The organism is Lysinibacillus sp. BSL11, assembly GCF_052928325.1.
In genome coordinates, this window is record NZ_JAVGCX010000006.1 from 136,178 (window position 1) to 160,895 (window position 24,718).

At 36.5% G+C, this 24,718-nt stretch carries 21 protein-coding genes and 1 riboswitch; of the genes, 8 read left to right on the top strand and 13 right to left on the bottom strand.

The features are described 5' to 3' along the window. Positions 1-81: 81 nt before the first annotated feature. Positions 82-288 carry a hypothetical protein gene (locus RCJ95_RS08940; RefSeq protein WP_221682436.1) on the bottom strand — a complete coding sequence of 69 codons (207 nt, stop codon included), beginning with the start codon at positions 286-288 and terminating at the stop codon, positions 82-84. Between the two features lie 233 nt (positions 289-521). On the opposite strand from RCJ95_RS08940, the gene RCJ95_RS08945 reads away from it, so the two are divergent. From RCJ95_RS08945 to gnd, 4 genes are read left to right on the top strand one after another with little or no spacing between them, the layout of a single operon-like run. Then, entirely contained in the window at positions 522-1,253 is a 732-nt protein-coding gene (locus tag RCJ95_RS08945) for a GntR family transcriptional regulator (protein WP_036077885.1), read from the top strand. Further along, positions 1,246-2,787, top strand: coding sequence for a gluconokinase (gntK, locus tag RCJ95_RS08950; RefSeq protein ID WP_221682437.1), 1,542 nt, complete (start codon positions 1,246-1,248; stop codon positions 2,785-2,787). The genes RCJ95_RS08945 and gntK overlap by 8 nt, the downstream gene beginning before the upstream one ends. A gap of 15 nt (positions 2,788-2,802) precedes the next feature. Then, the gene (locus tag RCJ95_RS08955; protein WP_221682438.1) at positions 2,803-4,149 is read left to right on the top strand and encodes a GntP family permease; all 1,347 of its coding nucleotides are present in this window, start codon (positions 2,803-2,805) and stop codon (positions 4,147-4,149) included. A 26-nt stretch (positions 4,150-4,175) separates the two neighbouring features. Then, positions 4,176-5,576, top strand: coding sequence for a decarboxylating NADP(+)-dependent phosphogluconate dehydrogenase (gene gnd / locus RCJ95_RS08960; protein WP_446722126.1), 1,401 nt, complete (start codon positions 4,176-4,178; stop codon positions 5,574-5,576). 53 nt (positions 5,577-5,629) lie between these two features. On the opposite strand, the gene RCJ95_RS08965 is transcribed toward gnd, so the two are convergent. Then, a complete protein-coding gene (locus RCJ95_RS08965; protein WP_313150538.1) occupies positions 5,630-7,174 on the bottom strand; it encodes a histidine kinase N-terminal 7TM domain-containing diguanylate cyclase in 1,545 nt (514 codons plus the stop codon). A gap of 96 nt (positions 7,175-7,270) precedes the next feature. Between RCJ95_RS08965 and RCJ95_RS08970 the strand changes: the two genes are divergently transcribed. Beyond that, positions 7,271-7,603 (top strand): BRCT domain-containing protein, encoded by a 333-nt coding sequence (locus tag RCJ95_RS08970; RefSeq protein WP_221682441.1) that lies wholly within the window; start codon positions 7,271-7,273, stop codon positions 7,601-7,603. A gap of 44 nt (positions 7,604-7,647) precedes the next feature. Here the strand turns inward: RCJ95_RS08970 and RCJ95_RS08975 are convergent, their stop codons facing one another. The 5 genes from RCJ95_RS08975 to RCJ95_RS08995 all read right to left on the bottom strand — a co-directional run bounded on the left by RCJ95_RS08975 (position 7,648) and on the right by RCJ95_RS08995 (position 13,344). Beyond that, the gene (locus tag RCJ95_RS08975) at positions 7,648-8,736 is read right to left on the bottom strand and encodes a DUF4179 domain-containing protein (RefSeq protein WP_221682442.1); all 1,089 of its coding nucleotides are present in this window, start codon (positions 8,734-8,736) and stop codon (positions 7,648-7,650) included. After that, positions 8,733-9,287: a sigma-70 family RNA polymerase sigma factor gene (locus RCJ95_RS08980; protein ID WP_221682443.1), complete on the bottom strand. Its 555-nt coding sequence runs from the start codon at positions 9,285-9,287 to the stop codon at positions 8,733-8,735. The genes RCJ95_RS08975 and RCJ95_RS08980 overlap by 4 nt, the downstream gene beginning before the upstream one ends. Before the next feature lie 198 nt (positions 9,288-9,485). Beyond that, on the bottom strand, positions 9,486-10,160 hold the full coding sequence (locus RCJ95_RS08985) for a peptidylprolyl isomerase (RefSeq protein WP_221682444.1): 675 nt from the start codon (positions 10,158-10,160) through the stop codon (positions 9,486-9,488). Positions 10,161-10,334: 174 nt separating this feature from the next. Further along, positions 10,335-12,203, bottom strand: coding sequence for a leucine-rich repeat domain-containing protein (locus RCJ95_RS08990; protein ID WP_221682445.1), 1,869 nt, complete (start codon positions 12,201-12,203; stop codon positions 10,335-10,337). Between the two features lie 130 nt (positions 12,204-12,333). Beyond that, complete coding sequence (locus RCJ95_RS08995; RefSeq protein WP_257520855.1) at positions 12,334-13,344, bottom strand: GNAT family N-acetyltransferase; 1,011 nt, start codon at positions 13,342-13,344, stop codon at positions 12,334-12,336. A gap of 224 nt (positions 13,345-13,568) precedes the next feature. Between RCJ95_RS08995 and RCJ95_RS09000 the strand changes: the two genes are divergently transcribed. Beyond that, positions 13,569-14,546, top strand: a complete 978-nt coding sequence (locus tag RCJ95_RS09000) for a tRNA dihydrouridine synthase (RefSeq protein WP_221682447.1) — start codon at positions 13,569-13,571, stop codon at positions 14,544-14,546. 63 nt (positions 14,547-14,609) lie between these two features. Here the strand turns inward: RCJ95_RS09000 and RCJ95_RS09005 are convergent, their stop codons facing one another. Next, a complete protein-coding gene (locus RCJ95_RS09005; RefSeq protein ID WP_221682448.1) occupies positions 14,610-15,857 on the bottom strand; it encodes a TerD family protein in 1,248 nt (415 codons plus the stop codon). A gap of 242 nt (positions 15,858-16,099) precedes the next feature. Here RCJ95_RS09005 and RCJ95_RS09010 point away from each other — a divergent pair, with 242 nt between their 5' ends. Next, positions 16,100-17,290 carry an MFS transporter gene (locus tag RCJ95_RS09010; protein ID WP_221682449.1) on the top strand — a complete coding sequence of 397 codons (1,191 nt, stop codon included), beginning with the start codon at positions 16,100-16,102 and terminating at the stop codon, positions 17,288-17,290. A gap of 116 nt (positions 17,291-17,406) precedes the next feature. Here the strand turns inward: RCJ95_RS09010 and RCJ95_RS09015 are convergent, their stop codons facing one another. From RCJ95_RS09015 to queF, 5 genes are all read right to left on the bottom strand, one after another. Further along, positions 17,407-17,946, bottom strand: coding sequence for a VUT family protein (locus tag RCJ95_RS09015; RefSeq protein ID WP_221682450.1), 540 nt, complete (start codon positions 17,944-17,946; stop codon positions 17,407-17,409). A 41-nt stretch (positions 17,947-17,987) separates the two neighbouring features. Beyond that, positions 17,988-18,716 carry a 7-carboxy-7-deazaguanine synthase QueE gene (gene queE / locus RCJ95_RS09020; RefSeq protein ID WP_221682451.1) on the bottom strand — a complete coding sequence of 243 codons (729 nt, stop codon included), beginning with the start codon at positions 18,714-18,716 and terminating at the stop codon, positions 17,988-17,990. After that, positions 18,709-19,179, bottom strand: a complete 471-nt coding sequence (queD, locus tag RCJ95_RS09025) for a 6-carboxytetrahydropterin synthase QueD (protein ID WP_221682452.1) — start codon at positions 19,177-19,179, stop codon at positions 18,709-18,711. Before queD ends, queE begins: the two co-directional genes overlap by 8 nt. Positions 19,180-19,182: 3 nt before the next feature. After that, positions 19,183-19,842, bottom strand: a complete 660-nt coding sequence (queC, locus tag RCJ95_RS09030; RefSeq protein ID WP_274771061.1) for a 7-cyano-7-deazaguanine synthase QueC — start codon at positions 19,840-19,842, stop codon at positions 19,183-19,185. Positions 19,843-19,946: 104 nt separating this feature from the next. Further along, positions 19,947-20,447 (bottom strand): preQ(1) synthase, encoded by a 501-nt coding sequence (queF, locus tag RCJ95_RS09035; RefSeq protein WP_004233404.1) that lies wholly within the window; start codon positions 20,445-20,447, stop codon positions 19,947-19,949. 126 nt (positions 20,448-20,573) lie between these two features. Next, a riboswitch (PreQ1 riboswitch) is annotated at positions 20,574-20,620 on the bottom strand. Positions 20,621-20,929: 309 nt separating this feature from the next. Here queF and RCJ95_RS09040 point away from each other — a divergent pair. Further along, entirely contained in the window at positions 20,930-24,613 is a 3,684-nt protein-coding gene (locus tag RCJ95_RS09040; RefSeq protein WP_446722127.1) for a S8 family serine peptidase, read from the top strand. The last annotated feature ends 105 nt before the right edge of the window (positions 24,614-24,718 follow it).

Here is a 24,718-nt window from a genome sequence, read left to right on the forward strand (position 1 = left end):
ATATTTCCCAGGTTATAATAAAAGAACTAAGGCACATGCCTTAGTCCTCCCTCAATGTCATGAATAGTTGTCAAATATAAATTAGTGCCATGCAGTCCTCTCACTGACTGGTTGCTTGATACCTGTTTTTCCTTGGGTTTCAGCAAAGTTGTTGATTTGTGCTGAAGCTGATTCAAGCTCAAATTCAGCACCAAACTCCTCACGATGAAGTGTCTGACGCTGTTGATTTGTTTTATTTGCACTTTTCGTACCATTTGATTTGTTACGATTTGTATTCATATTTGACATAACCATCCTTCATCGATTATTTGAAAAGCTTTAAAACCTTGTATATGTTTTATGAACTTTTCATTCTAAAGTTTGTCCAAGCAGTAAAAAAGAATGTGCATTAATTATTTTTTAGCTAAGTATAGAGTTGAGGCTTTTCAATTTTTGATTGCTAGTAAGTCGCTTGCAATCTTATTTTCTTTCTGACTATAATACTTGTATACAAGTATACTCAAAATAAAAAAGGTGATAGTATGAGCGAATATAATGATTATCTATATCCACAAAAGTGGCTTTCTAAGGCTTCAACAGGCGATCGTGTAGCATATGAACTTAGAATGCGTATTATTTCAGGTTTAATTGAAAGCGGTACCATTCTTTCAGAAAACAAACTAGCAGCTGATTTTGAAGTAAGTCGTTCACCCATTCGTGAAGCCTTAAGAATATTAGCTTCTGAAAATATCATTCGATTGGAAAAAATGGGTGCTGTTGTCATTGGTTTATCGGAAAAAGAGATTGAAGAAATTTATGATGTTCGATTGCTGATTGAAACTTTTGTGTTTGAACGTCTCATAAAAATGGATACAACTAACTTAGCACTAGAACTTAGCAAAACATTAGAAATGATGAAGGTTGCCATTAAGTATAACGATGCAGACGAATTTTCTTATCAGGATGTTATGTTCCATGAGACAATTATTCGCTCCATCGGACATTCCTATATCACCATGATTTGGAATAATTTAAAGCCAGTAATGGAAGGCTTGATTTTGCTGTCTATGCGCATGCGCTTTAAAGAGAAATATGAGGATTTTACTCGTATTGTGAAAAATCATGAACTCTATATTGATGCTATTAGAGCCAAAGATCGAGAGCTTATGATTAAGTCCTTACATGAAAATTTTGATGATGTTCAAGGTAAAGTAGAAGATTTATGGCGGTCACAGCAGATGCTATCTAAAGGGGTTGAGCCACAAAATGACTAACTATATGTTAGGTGTTGATATAGGGACTACTAGCACTAAGGCCGTATTATTTAGTGAACATGGGAAGGTTATTCAACAAGAAAATATTGGGTATCCATTATATACACCGGATATTTCAACAGCAGAACAAAATCCAGAAGAAATCTTTCAAGCTGTACTACAAGCCATTACCAGCATTATGAAAGTCCATTCTGATAAACCATTACTATTTGTTTCCTTTAGTAGTGCTATGCATAGTGTGATCGCTATGGACGAAAATGATCAACCGTTAACACCTGTCATCACTTGGGCGGATAATCGTAGTGAAGCATGGGCACATAAAATTAAAGCTGACTGGAATGGTCATGAAATTTATAAAAGAACAGGTACACCTATTCATCCAATGTCACCACTAAGCAAAATTACTTGGCTTGTGCATGAACATCCTGAAATCGCGCGCAAAACAAAGAAATATATCGGTATTAAAGAATACATTTTTAAAAAGTTTTTTGATCAATATGTCGTCGATTATTCATTAGCTTCGTGTATGGGTATGATGAATCTCCATACCTTAGATTGGGACGAAGAAGCATTAGCTGTTGCAGGAATTACGAAAGCACAATTATCAACACTCGTACCAACAACTCAACTATTTTTGAATTGCAATGACCTTTTAGCTAAACAAATTGGTATTGACCGACAAACACCTTTTGTCATTGGCGCAAGTGATGGCGTGCTCTCTAATCTAGGTGTGAACGCCATTCGAGAAGGCGAAATTGCTATCACTATTGGGACAAGCGGTGCTATCCGTACCATAATTGATAAGCCCAAGACAGATGTAAAGGGTAGAATTTTTTGCTATGCCCTAACAGAAAACCATTGGGTCATTGGTGGACCCGTAAACAACGGTGGCATGGTATTGCGCTGGATTCGCGATGAGTTTGCCTCTTCTGAGATTGAAACAGCTAAAAGACTAGGTATTGATCCATATGAAGTGTTAACGAAGATTGCTGAACGTGTTAGACCTGGTGCTGATGGACTGCTTTTCCATCCCTATCTATCAGGTGAACGTGCGCCATTATGGAATCCAGATGTGCGCGGTTCATTTTTTGGTTTAACCATGTCTCATAAAAAGGAACATATGATACGAGCTGCCCTAGAAGGGGTTATCTACAATTTATATACTGTCTATTTAGCATTACTGGAATGTATGGAAAGCCCTGTCACTCGTATTCAAGCAACAGGTGGGTTTTCACGCTCTGAGATTTGGAGACAAATGATGGCGGATATTTTTGAATCCGAAGTGGTAGTACCTGAAAGCTATGAAAGCTCCTGTCTAGGCGCTTGTATTTTAGGCTTATATGCTACAGGAAAAATTGATTCCTTTGACGTTGTCGCTGATATGGTTGGTGACACTTATAAACATACGCCAATTGAAGAGGCGGCCAAAGAATATAGACAGCTACTCCCAATTTTCATTCGTTTATCTAGAGTATTAGCAGACGACTATTCGTCAATTGCTCAGTATCAAAGGAGCTTAATTAAGCCCAACTAAAGAGGAGGAGAATACATGCCATTAGTTATTGTAGGTATTGGTATTATCGCGCTGTTAATTTTAATAATGGGCTTTAAATTAAATACGTTTATTTCATTAATCATTGTTTCATTCGGTGTGGCATTAGCTCTTGGGATGCCTTTAGATGGCATCGTAAAAACGATTGAAGCAGGGTTAGGTGGAACATTAGGCCACTTGGCATTAATATTTGGTCTTGGTGCGATGCTAGGAAAATTAATTGCCGATTCTGGGGGTGCACAGCGTATTGCCATGACCCTTGTGAATAAGTTTGGAGAAAAGAACATTCAATGGGCAGTTGTAGCAGCATCCTTTATTATCGGTATCGCACTGTTCTTTGAAGTAGGTCTTGTGCTATTAATCCCAATTGTCTTCGCTATTTCAAGACAATTAAAGGTTTCTATTTTATATTTGGGAATTCCAATGACCGCAGCCTTATCTGTCACACATGGATTTTTGCCACCACACCCAGGGCCAACCGTTATCGCTGGTGAATTTGGGGCAAATATTGGTGAGGTGTTGCTTTACGGCTTTATCATCGCCATTCCGACTGTTATTTTAGCAGGGCCTTTATTTACAAAATTAGCGGAAAGGTTAGTGCCTGAATCATTCAACAAAACTGGAAATATCGCCTCCCTAGGTGAACAAAAAACATTTGAATTAGAGGACACACCGAGTTTTGGAATAAGTGTTTTCACTGCACTATTACCCGTTATTTTGATGTCCATTGCTACTATTATTACACTGTTGCAAAAAACAATTGGCTTTGAGGATAATGGCTTCTTAGCAGGTATCCGCTTCATCGGTGAAGCAGGTACATCCATGTTAATTTCCTTATTAGTTGCTGTCTATACAATGGGTATTGCAAGGAAAATTCCTATTAAGCAAGTAATGGAATCATGTACGACAGCAATCTCACATATTGGTATGATGCTCTTAATTATTGGGGGCGGTGGCGCCTTTAAACAAGTATTAATTGATGGTGGTGTTGGTGATTATGTAGCTGAACTCTTCAATGGAACTACCTTATCGCCAATTTTACTAGCATGGATTATTGCCGCTATTTTACGTATTTCATTAGGGTCAGCTACAGTTGCTGCTTTAACAACAGCTGGGCTAGTCATCCCAATGTTAGGTCAAAGTGATGTGAATCTTGCTTTAGTCGTACTGGCAACAGGTGCAGGAAGCTTAATTGCTTCACATGTCAATGATGCTGGTTTCTGGATGTTTAAGGAGTATTTTGGATTAAGCATGAAGGAAACATTTGCTACATGGACCTTGCTAGAAACAATTGTATCTGTGGCTGGCTTAGGATTTATTTTATTACTTAGTTTATTTGTTTAAAAAATGTTTAAAAAGGAGCAAGTACAATGTTAAACACAATTGGCGTTATTGGATTAGGTGTTATGGGCAGTAATATTGCTTTAAACATGGCTAATAAGGGCGAGCAAGTAGCCGTTTATAATTACACACGGGATTTAACCGACAAACTTCTACAAAAAGTCGAAGGACAAGCGCTTTCTCCCTACTATGAAATAGAAGAGTTTGTACAAGCTTTAGAAAAACCAAGAAAGATCTTTTTGATGGTGACAGCTGGTAATGCCATAGATTCAGTTATTCAGTCAATAGTGCCTTTCCTTGAAAAGGGCGATGTCATTATGGATGGCGGCAATTCTCATTATAAAGATACAGAGCGAAGATACGATGAACTTAAAGCTTTAGGAATCGGGTATTTAGGGATTGGTATTTCTGGTGGTGAAGTTGGAGCATTGACAGGCCCATCTATCATGCCTGGTGGTGATCAAGAGGTCTATAACAAAGTAGCACCTATACTGACAAAGATTGCAGCGCAGGTAAATGATACACCATGCTGTACGTATATTGGTCCTAAGGGCGCAGGTCACTTCGTTAAAATGGTACACAATGGAATCGAGTATGCAGATATGCAACTCATTGCAGAAGCCTATACGTTTTTAAGAAAAAATATAGGATTATCCGTTGAGGAAATTGCTACTATTTTTGAAACATGGAATCAGGGCGAATTGAAAAGCTATTTAATTGAAATAACAGCTGAAATCTTAAGGAAAAAAGATGAGGTAACAGGATTACCACTAATTGATATGATTCTAGATAAAGCTGGTCAAAAAGGTACTGGGAAATGGACAAGCCTGCAATCCATAGATAATGGTATTCCTACATCAATTATTACGGAGGCCTTATTCGCTCGTTATATTTCATCATTAAAAGAAGAACGAATTCGAGCAGAGGCAATACTATCTGGACCAAATTACAATCAGCAAAATCTAGAGAAAGATGTCTGGATTGAATACGTTCGCCAAGCCCTCTATATGGGGAAAATATGTGCTTATGCGCAAGGATTTACACAATATAAAATGACATCTGAGCTTTATGAATGGAATTTACCATTAAAAGATATTGCATTAATTTTCCGTAGTGGTTGTATTATTAGAGCAGAATTTTTAAATGTTATTAGTGAAGCCTATCAAAAGCAACCTTCACTAGATAATTTATTAATTGATCCATACTTTGCAGAAAAGACGATGGACTATCAAAATGGATTAAGAAAAATAGTTTGTGAAAGCATCCAAGCAGGAAGTGCGTTCCCATGCTTAAGTGCTTCTCTCACATATTACGATAGTTATCGAACAGGTTCATCTAATGCTAATATGTTACAGGCACAACGTGATTATTTTGGTGCGCATACGTATGAACGAGTTGATGTAGAAGGAGTTTTTCATACAAATTGGTAAGTAAAAAGCTAAAATATACATCATTCCCTCAATGATTGTATATTTTAGCTTTTTTATTCTAGATAAACATGTACTCGATTACGTCCTGCTTGTTTTGCCGCATACAGTGCTTTATCCGCATTGTTTAAAAGCTGATACAGTGTCTCTTGTCCCTTTGTACCTTCAGCTACACCACAGCTAATGGTAGCATGAATTGCTCCCTCAGCAGTCATAAGTGGCTGGGAATCTACGCTATTACAGAGCAAATTAGCTAATGCTTGCCCCTCTAATAATGTATAGTCCTTGAGCGCAAGAACAAATTCCTCACCGCCATACCGTGCAAACAGTTCTCCTTTTTTCAACACACTCTGACAAGCCTTTACGACATGAACTAGTAATTGATCACCGATAGCATGCCCATACGTATCATTGACGTTTTTAAAATGATCGATGTCCATTAAAATAACAGTAAAAGTCGTTGATGATTCTCTTGCCTCGCTGTAAACTTGATTACATTGTTGAAAAAAAGCTCGGCGATTATAAATTTGTGTAAGTTCATCATAAAAGGCCAGTTGCTCTAACTGTCTTTGTAGCTCCTTTAATTCTGTTATATCAGTGAAAATGAGTAATAGCCCCTTTCCATGATTAACATGTTGCAGCTCTGTAACGCGCACTTGATAAGTATGAGCAGAAAGCACAATCTCGATGTCTTGCGTATTCACCGCTGCCTCTAATGTAAATGGCATCGTTTGCCCAGTTACTTCAAGCCATGCTTTCCTAATATCCCTACCGATCATGGATCTGGTTAGCTGTGGAAGCACCTTGCTGCAGGCTTGGTTTAACTCTATTAATCGGGCAGATTCATCTAACACAATAACCCCATCATTGATACTATGAAATATTGCATCCTTGGCAACAGGCATCACCCTAAATAACCGGGAGGAATTAATAGACCATAAATACAAAAATGACGAAGCCCATAATACCATTGGAACAGGATCAACTCCTTGAGGTGTTAAGCCCAATAAATAGATGAATGCTGTTATCATAGGAATAAGTTGACCACACATTAAGGCAATTAATTGTTGCCGATAGGACTTAGTAGTCTCTTTCCAATGGATTAATACTAATAAAAAAGATACGAACATACAGCCAAAAGTAAATATGCCATGAATGATATACCATATGCCAATTTCCTGATGCACATAAGGTGCCCCTAATACAGGATCTATTTCAAAAACTCTATAATGAAAATGGTGTATATCATTTGTAGCAACCATGATTAAGCTAATAAAAGGAATGGCAAGAAGAGCCATTATCTTTTTCCTTGTCAGATGAAAGCCCAGGTATTGCATGATAAACAATAACCCGAGAGGCGTTGAAAAAGCCATACCTACATATTGGATGGCTGTCCAAACCTTTATGGTGCTCAATGTTGTAGCGATTAAACCAAAAGCAGAGGCAAAACAATATACTGCGATTAGTGCTGTATAACTAATAAACAATTGAGCAATTTTTGTATAATTGTAGCGTTTTAGAAATACGTATAAACATAAATACAAATTTAGTACACCTGATGTACAGCTAAGAGTAATGAAAGCAGTCAATTGTGAATTCATGTCTATGTACCTCTTTATATTTTTATTTTTAATGTAGCATACATATAAAATTTTGTGGATTTATTTATCGATAAATTTTTTTAAGGAGTAACGAAAATGATCAATAAGGATAACTCAGAAATTATTTTCTTTTCTGATCCAGTTGAAAATCTAACCCACCCCTTTTATAACAAACAAATTGTATTCACAGGCGCCCTTTCTACCATGACACGATCCGAAGCCGCCAAACAAGTAAAAACATATGGAGGGTATTTACAGGGAGCTGTTACACAGCATACTGATTTCGTTGTTCTTGGTAATAAACGTAGGGGTATAAGCGCCAAGCAGCATAAAGCTGAGCAGCTAATTCGTGAGGGACAAGACATTCAAATGTTAATAGAAGATGATTTTTTATGGCTTATTTCGATCCCAAAGAAAGATGATAAGTAAAAAGAGTATGTAAGGTTGTTCTTCCTACATACTCTTTTAATTTTTTACTTTATTGGAACAGCAATAGGCTTTAATTTATATGGCTCTTTTATCGGTTCTAATGCTCCTGTACTATCCTTAATTTTGTATACACCTACTACAGGCGTGATCATAATCGAGGTAGCTTGTTCATCAAATTTGTTTACAACAATACGAGGGAAATTTTCACGCCCTTTGAAATCTGTACTATGACCAGTTCCTCTAAAATGCATGACATTATAATCATTCCCTAAATCATCTGTCACAATATAGTCAATGAGAACTCCTCGCCAAGCTTCATTTTCTTTCTCCACCAAGACTTCTTCGGAAAGATAAAATGTTGTAGCGATAGGTGTTTTCGTTATTTTAAAAGCTTCAATTTTTATATCTTTCCCTTCTGTTTTCATACTATCTTTTTCCACCTTTATTGTTTCACTTTCAAGCTTCTCTAAAGTAAATTCAAATGACCAGTCTCCTGCTACTGAATTATTTACATTATTTAAATCAACAATTTTATCTCCTTGAAAATTAATGTGAACTTCCTCGGGCTTAGAGCCTCTAATGAGTTCAAAAATATACAATACTGCATACTCATTGCTGTTTATCTTTTGAACCAAATAATTTGTTGAATAGCCGTCATATCGATACCTATTACCAAATTCCTCAGCAGTTAATTCACCATTGTCACCATATAAAACTGGCCTTTCTCCTAAATCCTTTTCACTTTTAATAGTGTAAGCAATAGTAATATTTTCGCCATCATATACAGCATCATTAACAGTGACTTCAACTTCATTACTTTCTTGGCTCACTCCGACACTTGTAGAAAACTGATCATAATTGTTAAATACATACCTTTCATCATCAATAAACAATTCGAATAGACTTCCGATAAACGGTAAATTTGCAGCAAATGTAGGAAATGTATAACCAAGTGTCATACTGGATGCAATAAAAAAAGTAGCTGCAACAATAAAATTTTTAATGAAATGCCTTTTCTTTTTGACCATCATGACATTTCTTTTCACTCTCTCTTTTTCAAGCGTGCTCACTTCCATCGGCTCTATATTTATATCAAGATTTAAATCATTAAATTGTTTATATAGCTTTTTCATGTCATACTTCCCCCCAAACGAATTTGCTGTAATCTTTTTCTCCCACGATATAATCGATTATCAATAGCAGCTTTTGTTAAACCACAATGAATAGCAATTTCTTCGTTTTTCATATTTAAAAAGTATTTCATTGTAAAAATATCACGGTCTAACTGCTCTAATTGCGTCATCATGATGAGCACTTCCTCTGTCGTTGTCTTGATTAAGTATTCCTCTTCAGCCGATATTGCGGCTTCACCTGTTTCATTTAGCTCATAAAAATATGGCGTTTTAGACAATCTTCTTTGTTTCGAAATGGCTTTAAACTTTGCTATCGTGCAAATCCATCTTCTAAAATCCTCTTTATCGCCTCTAAATTGTTTAGCATTTTCATAAGCCCCTAAAAATGTATCACTAATACATTCCTCTATTATTTGAGGATCATTATAGGATTTTAGAGCATTATAAATAATCGCTTTGACAATCCCCATATATTCATCAATGACATATTGAAGTGCTTCTTCCCGTTTTTTCTTAAGATGCTTTATAAAATTCTCATCTGTTACCCTCATGCAAACACCCTTTCTTCCACAAACATAAAGGATCCTTTATATATAACATCGTTCAATCTTAAATTTCTTCTCATATTAATCAAAAATATTTATAATTTCAATTTTTTAACAAATATAAAAGGCCAAATCTCAATTGATTTAGCCTTTTTAATGTTTATATTAACTTTTAGATTTTAACCAATAGCATTGGGACGCAAGCTACTTGTTTACCTTTGGTGCTGGATAATCAAAGCCCTTTGTATCCACCTCTACCTTTTTCATCTGCTGATCTTCGAGTGGTTTATCTGTAGCATCTCGCTCTGCTCCAACAATGGCATCAACTGTTTCCATACCTGCAATCACCTTGCCAAAAGCAGCATATTCCCCATCAAGATGTGAGGCCTTCTTTACCATAATGAAAAATTGTGAGCCTGCTGAGTTTGGATCATTCGAACGAGCCATTGAAATAACACCACGTTCATGCTTCATATTATTTTCAAATCCATTTGAGGTAAACTCACCATCAATCGAATAATCAGGCCCTCCAGTACCATTTCCTTTCGGATCTCCACCCTGAATCATAAAATCAGGAATAACTCGATGGAAAATAAGACCATCATAGAATCCATCTTTTACTAAAGCAATAAAGTTAGCTACTGTATTTGGTGCTACAGTAGGCTCCAATTCAATAACAATTTTTTCATCATTGCTCATCGTAATCGTCACAATTGGATTTTCCTTCACTTTTGACGCGTAATCCATTGTTTCTTGTGTTTCTTTAGCTGTTTTTCCCTCAGTTTTCTCACTATCCTTAGCTGTACCACAGCCTGTCAAAACAACAATAATGGCTAGCAGAGATAGCATAAAAAACAAACCTTTATTACGTACGAACATATCCTTTTCAACTCCTCTTGTTAAGCATCAATTCATTATAAAACTATCTAAACTGTAGGACAAATCCAAGAGAGACAATGACAGGAATATCCTGTCATTGTCTCTCTTTTTATTTCTACTATATTAAATTCGTATGTTACAACATTACATTATTTCCTGACTATTAATTCACATTCAATAAATCATAATTCCCTTGTCTAATACAGATTGATTTTGTACCTGATTCCCTAAAATATATAGTTTTTTTAAGTTAGGCAAATTTACTAAGGGTTCTACATTTGAAATGGCATTATTTTCTAAATGAAGCACCTCTATTTGTTGCCAATTTCCCAAGAAATTTAACGATTGTAGTGAACTATCTTGTAAAGTGAATGAACGTAAATTTGTAAAGCCAGCAAAATAAGGCATGATCTTATCTACTTCTTGCACCCATTCCCCATTACCAATTTGAATGGAGACATCATTTAAAATTAAATGCTCTAGCACGTTGTTTGTAAATGGCTTACTATTCACCTGAAAATTACATTCATGACAGTTTAACATTTTTACATGCTGTAAATTGAATAATTCATTGGTTTCATAAAAGAGAGTCTCATTTAAATTGATTGTTTGCAAATGAGGTAGGTCATTTAATGAACGAATACCTTTAAGAGTTCCATACTCCCTGACTGTAAGCTGTTCTAGCTGTGGGTATTTCAGTAGTTCTGAACCATTCAATTGCGAATCCGATCCACTTATAGAAACCGTCAAATCTCTTAAAGCGGGTGCTTCTAGCTTTGGTAAAAATGAACTCTTCAGCTCTGCTTTTTTCAAATGGGGCGCTACAATCGATGAAATATCACCATGATAACCAGTTAAGGATAACTCCGTCAATGACGTTAGACTGTTTACCATATCCAACAATTCCACTTGACCAGGAGAAGCTAAACGTAGCTTTGTTAAAGATGACATATTTCTAAGTCTATCTAAATTGATTATATTCATGTTTTCAAGATCTAAAGATTGTAGTTTAGGCATGTTTTGTATAAAATCAAGCGTTTTTAAATTTCTTACTGACGTAAGCTTCAATTCTTGTAATTGAGTCAATGAGTAAAGTGGGCTAAAATCCGTAGCTTCACTAATGTCTATTGCTAACGATTCTAGATTAGTTAGTGTAGACAGCCACTTTAAATCATTGATCGATTTTAAGGACAGTGATTTCAGCGATAATTTGTTTAGAATCTGGAAATCTGTTACCTCTTCAGTCACATAAGATAGTTCAAGCGATTGAAGATTAGGGAACTGTAATAATAAAGCCAGTTCATCATTACTTCTTATTTGGATAGAAAGCTCTTTAACATTTGATTTTTCACTAAAATATCCCGCAATTTTACTAAATGATTCATTAAAGCTACCAGTATAACTTTTTAAGTTTTCAAGATGTTGGAAACTTACTTTCTCACTTTGTGATATTTCATAATCATTCATGAGCTTTAAAACCGTTAAGCCAGTAAAGGCCTCAAAGTCCTTTTGTTCAATTTCTTGCGTATTTAATAATTTATCCATAATGATATAAGTAGAAATTTTAGCTTCCTTATTTGTAAAAGGATCCTCTAGACTATAATCAAAATGCCATTGATCGTCAGAATAGTAGGCAGCCAAATATCGAATACTTGCAATCTCTTCTTTTGTTGGCATCGTCCCACCTTTATCAAAAATATCTTTTAAAAAGAATAGAAGAACTTCACTTTCAGGCATTGTTCGAACGGATAGTTCTTCACGGTTTCCATCCTCTGTTTGATTACTACTTAAAAGAAAATACCCAAGGAATAGACATATCATGACAATTGGTATCATAAAGAGCAGCTTTAAATTTGTTTTTGGACGGGATGTTGTATTAGGAGAAGCTGTTCCATAATAATTATTAATTGTTTGATCTACATAATAAATTTTATTCTCTTTCAACATGATTTCCGTGTCACAAAAAGGACATTTGAATGTTTGCTCTTCTTTATATTCAATTTTTCCATTACAATTTGGACAATTTAATTTAATAAATTCCACTGGCAGCCCCCCAGCACTATTTTTCCATTAAGCTTAGTTGTCTAAAAAATAAATGTCAATATTTACGAAATATAGACAAGCAATCTAAAACTAAATTTTAACTATCTAGCCGATAAATACTTAACTAGATTTACAATAATCCTATACTTGGGTTATGAAAGTTTGCCCAGGCTATATCACTGTTAATGCACCTAACCATTCTATAGGCTACTGGCTTAAAACCGCACTTAGGCCAAAAAGTTGATGCAGCAAGATTAGTAATTCGCCAATCTGTAATGATATTCTCATAGCCCGCCTCTTTCATCCTTCTACAGCCTTCATTCATCAGCTTTTTTCCCACACCTCTTCCCATTTGAGAAGAGTAAGTACCTGCAATCGTTAACTCTATTGCATGCTCAGGTGTCATCAAATCTGAATGGATAGGATAATATTTTTGAAATCCTAATTCCTGCCCATCCACTACTGCAACGAAACATGTATCATTATTCTCCTCTACTATACTTTTATATGAGTCTTTTATGCTCATGACAACCTCAGGGAATACAGGCTCAAATGTAGGTGTGGAATTTTGATACGATTGAATGATCCTAGACATTTTCCCCAACATCTCACTATCCATTTTATTTGCAACCCTAATCTCTGCATTACATCTATTTTCAAATGGTTTATAATCCCTAATGTTCATAACCCCATGTACTTGCTGTATAGAAAAGCTTAATCGTTGGTAGGCATCATAGTAAGCCTCATTTCCAAGAGGGATTATCGTGTAATGCATAAAACAACCTTGCTCTAGCCATACCACTGAAACCTCTGCATATAATTTTCTTATAAGCTCAGCGCATTGATCCTTTCTGATTGCCAATCCCTCATATGGTACCCATACATGTCTGCCTCTTAGAGAGTCATTCTTGATGACGCCGATTAAATATCCTACTAGATCATCTTTAATAAATGCTCCAATTCCCTTAATATTATTATGAGCAAATAAGTTTTTAAGCGTATTTGTTATATGTTCAGCATTAAGACAGCTGTTGTTTAGAAATGGATATACTTCACCTTCAAGGCTCTGTCTATTTACGAGTAATTCAGCCATTGTAGGTATATCATTCATACCAATTGTTTTATACTCATATTTTGCCATTTCAACACTCCCCCTAAATTTCTACATTATATTACATATTATATCATTATGGATAATACAGTATTTTGTTGGATATTTTTGATTACTTTCTAATCTAAAAGAACCTAAGTCTAATTACAAGGATGCATTTCTCTCCTTAAGCTAAGCCGATTAACTATGTAGAAATAAAGTAAATATGATATCTTTTTGCAAGGTAGTATTTTGGAAAGAGAGGATTTTTAGCAATGAATCAAAAAAATTTCTGGCTAGATTTACCACGGCCATTCTTCATTTTAGCTCCAATGGAGGATGTGACAGATGTTGTATTTCGTCATGTCATTCAGGAAGCTGGGAGACCCGATGTATATTTTACAGAATTCACCAATACGACGAGCTATTGTCATCCAGATGGATTAGATAATGTACGAAACCGCTTAGCTTTCACAGAAGATGAACAGCCTATTGTTGCACATATTTGGGGGGACAACCCTGAACATTTTCGTAAAATGAGTATTGGTATGAAGGAATTAGGCTTTAAGGGAATTGATATTAATATGGGTTGCCCAGTTGATAATGTAGCAGAAAGAGGTAAAGGAGCTGGATTAATTCTTCATCCTGAACTAGCCGCAGATATTATTCAAGCAGCCAAAGCAGGAGGCTTACCCGTTAGTGTCAAAACAAGACTTGGCTTTACGGATGTAACAGAATGGCGTGAGTGGCTTACACATATTTTAAAACAGGATATCGCCAATCTTTCTATTCATCTCCGTACACGGGAAGAGATGAGCAAGGTCGCTGCACATTGGGAATTAATTGGAGATATCAAAAAACTACGTGATGAAGTTGCTCCCCACACATTACTGACGATCAACGGTGATATTCCTGATCGTTTAACAGGTCTAAAACTAGTTGAGCAATACGGTATCGATGGTGTAATGATTGGTCGCGGTGTGTTTTCAAACCCATTTGCCTTTGAAAAAGAACCTAAAGAGCATAGCGCCAAAGAATACCTTAATTTACTATACCTACACCTTAATCTTCATGACCATTATTCCAAGGAATTCGAAACACGTTCATTTAAAGCATTACAACGTTTCTTTAAAATATATATACGTGGCTTCAAAGGGGCTAGTCAATTAAGAGTTCAATTACTGAGTGCAAATTCTACGGATGAAGTCCGTGAATTACTAGCTGCGTATATTGCCCACGAACAAAAGGAGTAACCTTTAATAAGTTGTGACAAAAAAGAGGAGACTGGCTATCGCCAATCTCCGTTTTATTTGCTTTTACTTGTAATCATTTATTGGGCCTTTATCCATTAGAACTTCTACCATATTAGAAGAGCCCATCTTCAGCTTAGGTCTACGTTCTGAATTCGGTTCACTATAAAGCTCTAATGGGTTGATAATCACACCATCTGGAGTATTATGAAGTATTCCAGGCACACAGGAATAAATTCTATCATTATTATTAGCATTTTTAGCAAAAATAGTAACGGAGGTTCCATTATGATTATCTATACTCATGGACACCTTATATCTGTAGAATGAACCTGTGCCATTTGATTGGGCGGAATAAACCACAGGAACAACAGCTAAAACATTATTATTTAATCTCAATTTGATTACTTCAGTTTTTGTTGAACCAGCATCTCTCCCAACATCCCCCATGTGTTCGACTACCCCATGGTGAAAACTCCTAAGTGGGGGTGTATTTTTCGCCCCAAACATAGCTACATCGATCTGCTGACCATCCTTTGTATAGACTAAAGCATATATATCGTAGTCAGTACCAGTTTTCCATGATACCGTAGCAGTAATTTCAGGCGTTTTATCAATGATAACTGGCTTTTGACCTTTGGTGAGACTGACATTCCCCTTTACCTTTTCAAGATTTATCGATGACAACATGCTTTGTCTATTTGTATTTTCTGGAACATTTCGTGATTGATCAGGTTCTATCAGCATTTGTTTTTTTATAGTTGTTGATTCAGAAAGATTGTTTTGCTCTTCAGGTTCAACCTCAACACCATAATTTTTACATAACCCCTCTAACCCAGAATCAAATCCGCGCCATATAGATCTCACCTTTGTCTGACTATTTCTTAGATATAATTCTAATACTACGATTCCATTTTCATTTGCAAAATTAGCTGGTGCTAAATTGATAACATTATTATCAGTACGTATTTCTGCCTTTAAATTTTTCACATTTGAAAAACCTCGGCTATTATCTTCTGTAAGTGTTATTGCTATTTTAGTAATACCTTCAGGGATTTTACTCATGTCAAAATTCATTTTATGTATTTTTATATTCCCTACATTCTCAGATGGTATCAGGGTAGCTGCACCAGATAAGCTAGTTGGTTGATTATAAAATATAATGCCGCTATCTCCTTGTACCTTATTTGCATCCGTTAAAAGGAATGCAGTTAACGAAATATCAATCGAATTAGACATTTCGTAGCTAATAGTAACACTACCTTTTTGGGAACTTATAACTGTATTTGCTCCCATCTGAAGGAATTGAATCATGTGAATCCCCCTTTTCCCCTTATTATTTATACATACAAAATAGATAAAATTTTAAAGTTACTCTTCCAATAAAAAATTCGAGTAATATTTACAAAATCCTTCTTTAGAGGAAAATAGTCGGAAACAAACACTGGCATATCGTAAAACTAATCTAATTTCTCATAAAAACATTTTATGATATGATGTTTAAATTGTGTGTCTACTAATTAACACAGTTACATTCATCAAAGAAAGAGGTATTTATGGATCATACACAGTTATCCAAGCGACATTGGTTACTTATCTTAACACTTGCATTATTAACATTTGTTCTGGGGACAAGCGAATTTGTTATTGTCGGGATTTTAACTGATATTTCTTCAAGCCTTCATATGACAAATGCAAAAGCAGGCACACTCGTTTCTGCGTTCGCCATCACATTTGCCATCGCTACACCACTCGTCATGTCAGCAACAAGCCATTTTCCAAAGCGTAAATGGATGTTGTTTTTGATAGGTTCCTTCATTGCCTTAAATGCTCTGTGTGTAATTTCAACGAGCTATATTATGCTCCTTATACTTCGGGTTATGACCGCGATTGTAACAGGTGTATTGATCTCTCTAGCCATGATTGTTGCAAGCGAAACCATGCCAATTAATAAACGCAGCCTTGCTATATCATTTGTTTTCGGTGGTTTTACACTGGCAAACGTAGTGGGAGTACCCATTGGAATTGTAATCGCTGAATGGTACGGCTGGAATGCCACTTTTATGTTAACCACTCTTCTCGGAGGATTGGCGTTTGCGGCATCTTTTTTTGTCTTACCTACTCGACTCAGCCAAGTACGAAGCTCAATACGGGATCAATTTTCTTTAATGATTCAGCCTCGAATTTTAATTGCCTTTTTCATTCCTGCTCTCGGGTTTGGTGCAACCTATGCAGTCTTTACGTACCTTGTTCCTATTTTAAAGGGAATGGGTGCACCAAATAATTCTATAAGTTTAATCTTATTCGGCTACGGCTTTCTTTCGATTTTCAGCAACATTCTTGCTGGTAGAATTGCCAGTCACAATGCCATCGGCCGACTTCGGTTTGTCTTTCTCGCACAAGCTATTGTATTGACAAGCTTATTTTGGACAACAAACCATTTTATTTTAGGATTAGCGAACATCGGACTAATGTCACTAATGGCCATCCTCTTAACAACATCTACTCAACTTTATTTAATAGATTTGGCCGAAATTTACAAACCAGATGCTAAAGGACTCGCGGCTTCTCTTATGCCAGTGGCAAGTAACGTAGGCATCGCTTTTGGGTCTGCATTAGGCGGCATTGTATATCATCAAGGAAATTTGATGAATGTCACATGGGTTGCTGGTATAGTTGCCGTCGGTGCAAGTCTACTAACTTTCTTTAGTTATCATTTAGACCTTAAACAAAAGAAAACGGCATAAAAAATGCAATAGGTATCTTAAAAAGAATATAAATCAAACAGACCCATTCGAATAAAACGAATGGGCCTGTTTTTAAAAAGCTTACATGTGATCCGTATCTTCATAATAAGGAAGAATTATTCTGGAATAATATATTTTTCTTTCATTGGACCAACTTTATTTAAAAGAATTGCACCAACCATTTGTATAATTGTCTTCACAATAATTTGCCCCAAAATGGCGGCAGGTACCGCTTCCCATGGCAATATATTGGCACCAAGTGGACTTAAGCCGATTACTACGAAAATTGCAGAATCTAAAAATCCTCCGACAATACCACTGTAGAACACACGCCAAGCCATTGGTAATTTTAATCGAGTATAAATTTCAGTATCGGCCGTTTCAGCGACAACAAATGATAGTGCTGAGGCTACCACAATCAAAAGTGTATCACCTAGTAGGAATGACACCACAGCTGATAAAATTAACGCTGTAATAATAAATAAATACGTCTTTTTTCTACCATATTTATTTTGTACTAGATCCCGAAAAATAAAGGTTGCCCCAATTAAAAGCGTTCCCATTGGGACAATAAACATACCAAAATGTAATGGTGCAAATGCTGCCGTTACCACATTAGCAATAACAATAGATAATAAATAAAATAATATTCTCAAACTATTACTCCTCAAGTAAATTTAATTTTTGTAATGGCACACTATACACCTCTTTTATTTCCCCACACAAGGGCATGTAACTGTGGCAGTACTTTAACATCTCTTAAATCCTCATCCTTCATTACTCTATCAATCAGCGCACGATATTTATCCAATAAATGCATCATTAATTGTGAATTATCAATTGTCGTGAGATTATCATTACCGACTTGAAGATAAAAAGGAATCATTGGATATAGATGGTGAATTTGTTTAGCATAATCGTAATCCTCTTGATTAAAAACGACTATTTTGAGAGATACATGGTGATTGCTGTTTCGATCTTCAAGTTTTTCGAAGATATAAGAGAGCACCGAGTAGTCTGTGGTCATTCCAGAACTAGGTGGCTTTGGTGAAATTGTCAGTTCATCAATCTCATACATCCACTTTTGCCACCTACTCCCCTGTGTTTCTACCCCGATTTTTATGTCATTTTCTTTTAAAATGGCAATAAGCTCTGCTAAATTCGGATTGAGTGCAGGATTGCCGCCTGAAATTGTGACAAATGAAAAACCATTACCTCCAAGCCGCTTCAGCTCAGCCCAAATCTCTTCCGCCGTCATTTGGACAATAAAATGCTTTCCACTGCCATCCCACGTAAACGATGAATCACACCAAGAACAGGAATAATCGCAGCCCGCAGTTCTTACAAACATTGTCTTCTGTCCAACGACCATACCCTCTCCTTGAATCGTTGGCCCAAAAATTTCGATAACAGGTACTTTACTCAACTTCCAGCCACTCCCGTCTAGCTTCTGCATAGCTTGTTGGAGTTTCGTAAAGCCTGATAAACTCTACACGCACACCGTTATATCCTTCATCAAGCAAGGCCTCAGTCAACTTTTCGTATATCCAAACAACAATGTTCTCTGCCGTCGTATTCATGGGTGGAAGCGTTTCATTTAAATAGCGGTGATCCAAATGAATCTCTATTTTTTGTTTCCATATTTCTTTTATATCGCCAAAATCAATTATCAAACCACGTTCATCTGTGTAGCCACTCAGCCCTAATACTACCCGATAGGTATGACCGTGCAGATTTTTACATTTCCCTTCATAATGATGTAGATGATGAGCAGCATCGAAGGTAAATTCTTTGCTTATGAGAACACGCTTTGCATGGTAGTTCAATTGATTTCTTTGAATATCCACATCAATTTTCTGGAGTCTCTCAACGATTTTAAAATCTGACATGCCTTAAGACTCCTTCCTATAACTTAAATACTCATCAAGCCCTTTATTTCGCAATTTACATGCTGGGCATTCACCACAGCCATCTGCTATGACACCGTTATAGCAAGTCAACGTTCTTTGTCGTACAAACTCAAGTGCCCCAAGCTGATCAGCTAATTCCCATGTTTGTGCCTTATTCAGCCACATCAAGGGTGTATCAATCACAAAGGAATCATCCATCGATAAATTTAACGTTACATTTAAGGATTTAATAAAGACATCTCGGCAATCCGGATATCCACTAAAATCAGTTTCACAAACACCTGTTACAATATGCTTTGCCCCTACTTGGCTCGCTAAAACGCCCGCAAATGAAAGAAAAAGGAGATTGCGGCCAGGCACAAAAGTCGATGGGAGCTCACCATTTTCTCCGTCCTTCACCTTTATGTCTTGTCGTGTCAATGCATTCGGAGCAAGTTGATTCAGGAGAGACATATCAAGTATGTGATGCTTGATACCAAGCTTCTCTGTTATCACCTTCGCACAGTCAATTTCAAGACGATGCCTTTGACCATAATCGAAAGTTACTGCCTCAATCTCTTCAAAGCGTTCTTTTGCCCAGAACAAACAAGTTGTGCTGTCCTGACCTCCACTAAATACTACAATTGCTTTTTTCTTTTTCATCTATAAAGACTCCCTTATATCGAAAAAACAGCACTCTAAGAAAAAGTGCTGCTTTCTTCTTAGTTTTTTTAAGAGGGTAGCTAAAAACCTCTTTCTTGCTTCATTTATCGATTATCAATTTTTTCTGGGTTAAGATCGTGGTTCATTAAACGATAATTGGCGATTTCTTCGTATTTCGTTCCTGGCTTCCCATAGTTACACCATGGATCAATCGAGATACCCCCACGTGGAGTAAATTTCCCCCAAACCTCTATATATCTTGGATCAAGTAGTGCAATTAAATCGTTCATAATGATATTCACGCAATCTTCATGAAAATCGCCGTGATTTCTAAAACTGAATAAATACAACTTTAGAGATTTACTTTCAACAATTTTTTTATCTGGGATATATGAAATGTACATCGTTGCAAAATCCGGCTGATTTGTAAGCGGACATAAACTAGTAAACTCTGGGCAATTAAACTTAACAAAATAATCTCGATTAGCATGAAGATTATCCACTGCCTCTAATACCTCAGGTGCATAATCATAGGAATACTTTGTACCTTGATTACCTAATAGGGTTAAATCCTTTAATCCTTCTTCATGACTTCTGCCAGACATAAAAAAACCTCCTTGTAAAATGTTTCCCAACACTTTTCAAGAGAGGCATCACCAATCATTCTATTTAAAACATAAGTAAACAGATAAAAAAAAGCCACGTCCGATATGGACATGGCATATTGTCATGTTTCCATAGTTTTTTATAGAGGGTATCAGCTATGAACCTCTCCCGTTCTAGTCCGGGCATTCTTTTCTTCCATATCGTACAAAAAATAATACAGAACGTCAAATGGATTTTTTATAAAACTCTTAAATGATAAAAAGTATGAATTACTGTAAGTCAATACTCATTTGAAAGTTCTACTTTTTTATTAAATTACTAGGAAAATAGAATTAATTCATTTTTGACAAAGTAATACTAATTATCAATATTTTGAGTTTTTTTAATATTCCGATATTCGAATTATCTCACCTGTGATAAATTGGAAATATCACACTAAACTGAAAAGTGCGATAATTATGAGTGGAGGGAGAAATGAGATTTGAAAAAGTTTAAGTTTACGAAGTTTTTAAGTAGTATGATAGCTTTCGTTATGGTGCTTTTTCTATTGGTTCCATTATCGAGTGCTAATGCTGAAGATTCGAAACCATTCAAGCAGGATAGCCAAAGTGAAAGTATACTTCAATTAAAGGCGGCTATCGCTGAACAGCTAAGCTTGTCTAAAGATGGTCCAACTCTTCACGAAAGCTTACAAAATGTATCAGGCAATCAAGAAGTTGCAGTCATCGTACATTTATCTGAAAAGCCTGTGGCACTAGAGCAAGGAATGAGCCAAGTGAAAGGCCAAAAGTTCTCTAATGCGCGAGCAAATGAAGTTCGGTCAAATGTAAAATCTCAACAAGCACAGGTTAAAAAAGAATTAGCTACTAAAAATGTTCAAATGACTCAAGGCTACACATTTGATACTGTTTTAAACGGTTTTGCAGCAACTGTGAAAGCAAATGATCTCCCAAAGCTGCTTTCAATAGAAGGAATAACATTAATTGAACCTGATGCAATTGTTTACGCATCAGAAGATAAGACAATGAAATCATCAGAACTGATTAAGGAAGATCAATTAGAGGCTCAAATGAATACAAGTATTTCTTTCCTCGGCATCGAACAGCTTTGGAATGAAGGAATTGAAGGACAAGGTATAAAGGTAGCAGTATTAGATACTGGTATTGATGCAGATCACCCCGAGTTCGCTGGAATTTATAAAGGTGGGAAAAACTTTATTCCAAATTCATCAACTTACACAAAGCCTCGGGCAGATGACGATGCATCGGAAACATTGCCTTCTGAGCGTCCTGCTGGAACACCTGAATTTAATGAAAAGGGAAGCTCGTTCTATACTTCTCACGGTACCCATGTTGCTGGAACCATTGCAGCAATTGGAGCTAACAATTTCGGCATTAAAGGAATTGCTCCAAAAGTAGACCTTTATGCTTACCGTGTTCTTGGTGCATATGGAAGTGGGGCTACATCTGGTATTGTTAAAGCAATTGAAACGGCTGTAACAGAAAAAATGGACATAATCAACCTTTCTCTTGGTGGGGGGGCTAACTCTGAAACGGACGCAGGTTCATTTGCTATTAATAATGCAATGATGGCTGGAACAATCGGAGTAATTGCAACAGGGAACTCCGGCCCAAATCGAGGAACAATGGGCACGCCTGCAACCGCTCGTTTAGGAATTGCTGTTGGTAACACAACAAATCCTGAAACAATGTATAACGGTGAAGTGAATGTTACAGTTGGTGACTACAACTTAACAAAACAGCTCCCATTAATGGGCACAACTTTTGGAAGGGATTTAGCAACACAGCTTCAAGGAGAATTTGACCTAGTTGCTATTCCTGGAAACGGAGAAGTAAAAGACTATGAGGGAATCGATGTAAAAGGTAAAGTGGCATTGATCTCTCGTGGCAGCATCGCATTTGTTGATAAAATTGCGAACGCAAAGGCAAATGGAGCAGTCGCCACAATTATTCATAACTTTGCTGGTGGAACAAATGCACCTAATATTTCAGGTACATTCCTGGGTGATTCCTTTGCTTTTCTACCAACATTTGATATGTCCCAAACGGATGGTAATGCAATTCGTGCTGCATTAGTCGGTGGTGCTGGAAGAGTCAGCTTTAGTCAATTTACTTCCACAAAAACACTGGGGGATGAAGTAAACGATTCAAGTTCCCGTGGACCATCTACGCCAAACTTTGATATTAAACCAGATGTAAGTGCACCTGGAACAAATATTATGTCAACGATTCCAATGTATAAAAAGGATTTCCCTGATGCAGATTATGCAGAGGCATATGATCGTAAAACAGGAACTTCTATGGCAACACCGCATATTACAGGTATTGTTGCATTACTTAAACAAGCAAATCCTGATTGGAATGCGTTCGACATAAAAGTGGCGCTTTCTAATACAGCAAAGGTTTTAGATAAAACAAAATATGATGTGTTCTCTCAAGGTGCAGGTCGTGTAAATGCTTATGCTGCAGCACATCCAGAAATTCTTGCCTATGCATTGGATAGTGCAATTTTAGACGGAACTGGAGCTGTTTCAGAAAACTTAAAAGGGACAGTTACTTTTGGTCCACAATCACTTAAAGACCAGGATATTTCCGTAACGAAACAAGTTTTAGTAAAAGATATAAAGGGGAACGGCGGTAATTATAACGTATCAATTGATGTGACAAAAACATTTGGTGATGCAACTGTAACAGTCGACCAGCCAACATTTAATCTAGTTGGTGAGCAAGTGTTAAATCTTACATTAACGGCTTCACAAGCTACAGCTCCAAACGGCTCGGAAATACTGGGGTATATTCACATCAGCGGTGGTGCTACAGAAATTTCATTGCCATTCGCAGCTGACTTTGGAAGCGAGGCAGTAACTGAAATTAAAGATTTAAAGATTACAGAAACAGACCTCTCCTTTAATGGAGATGGCGTGAAAGATTCAGCTGTACTTTCATTTACATTAACTGGCGATGTAACAACTAACTATATCGAGCTATGGGATATTATGAATCCTCAAGGCGGAGAATATGGAGACGGCTACATCGGTTATCTACATGCAGGTACTGCACTAGGAAAAGGCTCTTATACGCTGAATGTTGCTGGGCAATACAAACCATGGGGAACAGAACCTGCCACAACAATTCCAGATGGTCTCTATACAATTGACTTTACTGGTCTTGCGGCATCAGGGGTAGTTTCCGATTATGTTGGACCAATTATCGTGAAAACGACTAAACCAGAAATTACTGGTTCAGTAGCTGAAGGTGTCGCTACAGGAAAGGTAACAGATAAGTATATCGACTACAATGAAGAGTTATATTTATATGGTTTAAACTACAATTTAAATGATAAATTAAAAGCTTCTTATATTGCGACAGTGAATGGCGAAATACAAGCGCCAGTTCATTTTGAATTAAATCAAGACGGTAGCTTCACATTCCCAGTAACAACCGAAACAAATGCTGTATCAGTAAAAATTGAAGACGCTGCAGGGAATGTTGGTGAAGCATTAATATTTGAAAAAGATGTAGTTGAACCAAAAGTAACACTTTCTGTCAATCCAACTGAGCTAGACCTAACAGTTGGAGAATCTGCACAACTTACGGTAACAGAGACGTCTACTCCTCCAGAAGGTGAAGCAACAGAGGAAGATGTAACTTCAAAAGCTACTTATGTTGTGGGAGATGAAAATGTTGCAACAATAGCAAATGGATTAGTAACTGCTATAGGTGAGGGCACGACTACGATTACTATTTCATATGGTGATCATGAGGTTACGGTAAGTGTTACAGTTAAAGCACCTGTTGTAGAAACACCAATCGTAACACTAGAAATTGACCAAGCTCAGGTTGAAACTAGAATAGGTAAAGAGGTTATGGTTAAGATTACTGAGGTAACTACTTTTGAGGGTAGAACAACAGAAAAAGATGTTACTACGCTTGCAACCTACGAAGTAGCAAATGATAAAATAGCTACTGTAAAAGCAGGGGCTGTAAAAGGTAAAGGTCAAGGTACTACCACAATTACAGCAACGTATGGTGACCACACATTAACATTTGACGTGTCGGTTGAAAAGCCGGGCAATGGCAACGGCAACGGTAATGGTAATGGTAATGGTAATGGTAATAATGAAGTTACCGAGGTTGAGTTATAATTAAAATAAGTACGGTTCCAGTAAAAAGAGAAATTGCGCTTTGCAATTTCTCTTTTTGCTATTTTCACTTACTTATAATAAGGTTGGCTGTACAAGCTTTATCTA

Excerpts from the sequence above, each read along its gene's own strand:
- RCJ95_RS08940 (WP_221682436.1), bottom strand. The coding sequence starts at position 288 with ATGTCAAATATGAATACAAATCGTAACAAATCAAATGGTACGAAAAGT.
- RCJ95_RS08945 (WP_036077885.1), top strand. The coding sequence starts at position 522 with ATGAGCGAATATAATGATTATCTATATCCACAAAAGTGGCTTTCTAAG.
- gntK (WP_221682437.1), top strand. The coding sequence starts at position 1,246 with ATGACTAACTATATGTTAGGTGTTGATATAGGGACTACTAGCACTAAG.
- RCJ95_RS08955 (WP_221682438.1), top strand. The coding sequence starts at position 2,803 with ATGCCATTAGTTATTGTAGGTATTGGTATTATCGCGCTGTTAATTTTA.
- gnd (WP_446722126.1), top strand. The coding sequence starts at position 4,176 with ATGTTAAACACAATTGGCGTTATTGGATTAGGTGTTATGGGCAGTAAT.
- RCJ95_RS08965 (WP_313150538.1), bottom strand. The coding sequence starts at position 7,174 with ATGAATTCACAATTGACTGCTTTCATTACTCTTAGCTGTACATCAGGT.
- RCJ95_RS08970 (WP_221682441.1), top strand. The coding sequence starts at position 7,271 with ATGATCAATAAGGATAACTCAGAAATTATTTTCTTTTCTGATCCAGTT.
- RCJ95_RS08975 (WP_221682442.1), bottom strand. The coding sequence starts at position 8,736 with ATGAAAAAGCTATATAAACAATTTAATGATTTAAATCTTGATATAAAT.
- RCJ95_RS08980 (WP_221682443.1), bottom strand. The coding sequence starts at position 9,287 with ATGAGGGTAACAGATGAGAATTTTATAAAGCATCTTAAGAAAAAACGG.
- RCJ95_RS08985 (WP_221682444.1), bottom strand. The coding sequence starts at position 10,160 with ATGTTCGTACGTAATAAAGGTTTGTTTTTTATGCTATCTCTGCTAGCC.
- RCJ95_RS08995 (WP_257520855.1), bottom strand. The coding sequence starts at position 13,344 with ATGGCAAAATATGAGTATAAAACAATTGGTATGAATGATATACCTACA.
- RCJ95_RS09000 (WP_221682447.1), top strand. The coding sequence starts at position 13,569 with ATGAATCAAAAAAATTTCTGGCTAGATTTACCACGGCCATTCTTCATT.
- RCJ95_RS09005 (WP_221682448.1), bottom strand. The coding sequence starts at position 15,857 with ATGATTCAATTCCTTCAGATGGGAGCAAATACAGTTATAAGTTCCCAA.
- RCJ95_RS09010 (WP_221682449.1), top strand. The coding sequence starts at position 16,100 with ATGGATCATACACAGTTATCCAAGCGACATTGGTTACTTATCTTAACA.
- queD (WP_221682452.1), bottom strand. The coding sequence starts at position 19,179 with ATGTCAGATTTTAAAATCGTTGAGAGACTCCAGAAAATTGATGTGGAT.
- queC (WP_274771061.1), bottom strand. The coding sequence starts at position 19,842 with ATGAAAAAGAAAAAAGCAATTGTAGTATTTAGTGGAGGTCAGGACAGC.
- queF (WP_004233404.1), bottom strand. The coding sequence starts at position 20,447 with ATGTCTGGCAGAAGTCATGAAGAAGGATTAAAGGATTTAACCCTATTA.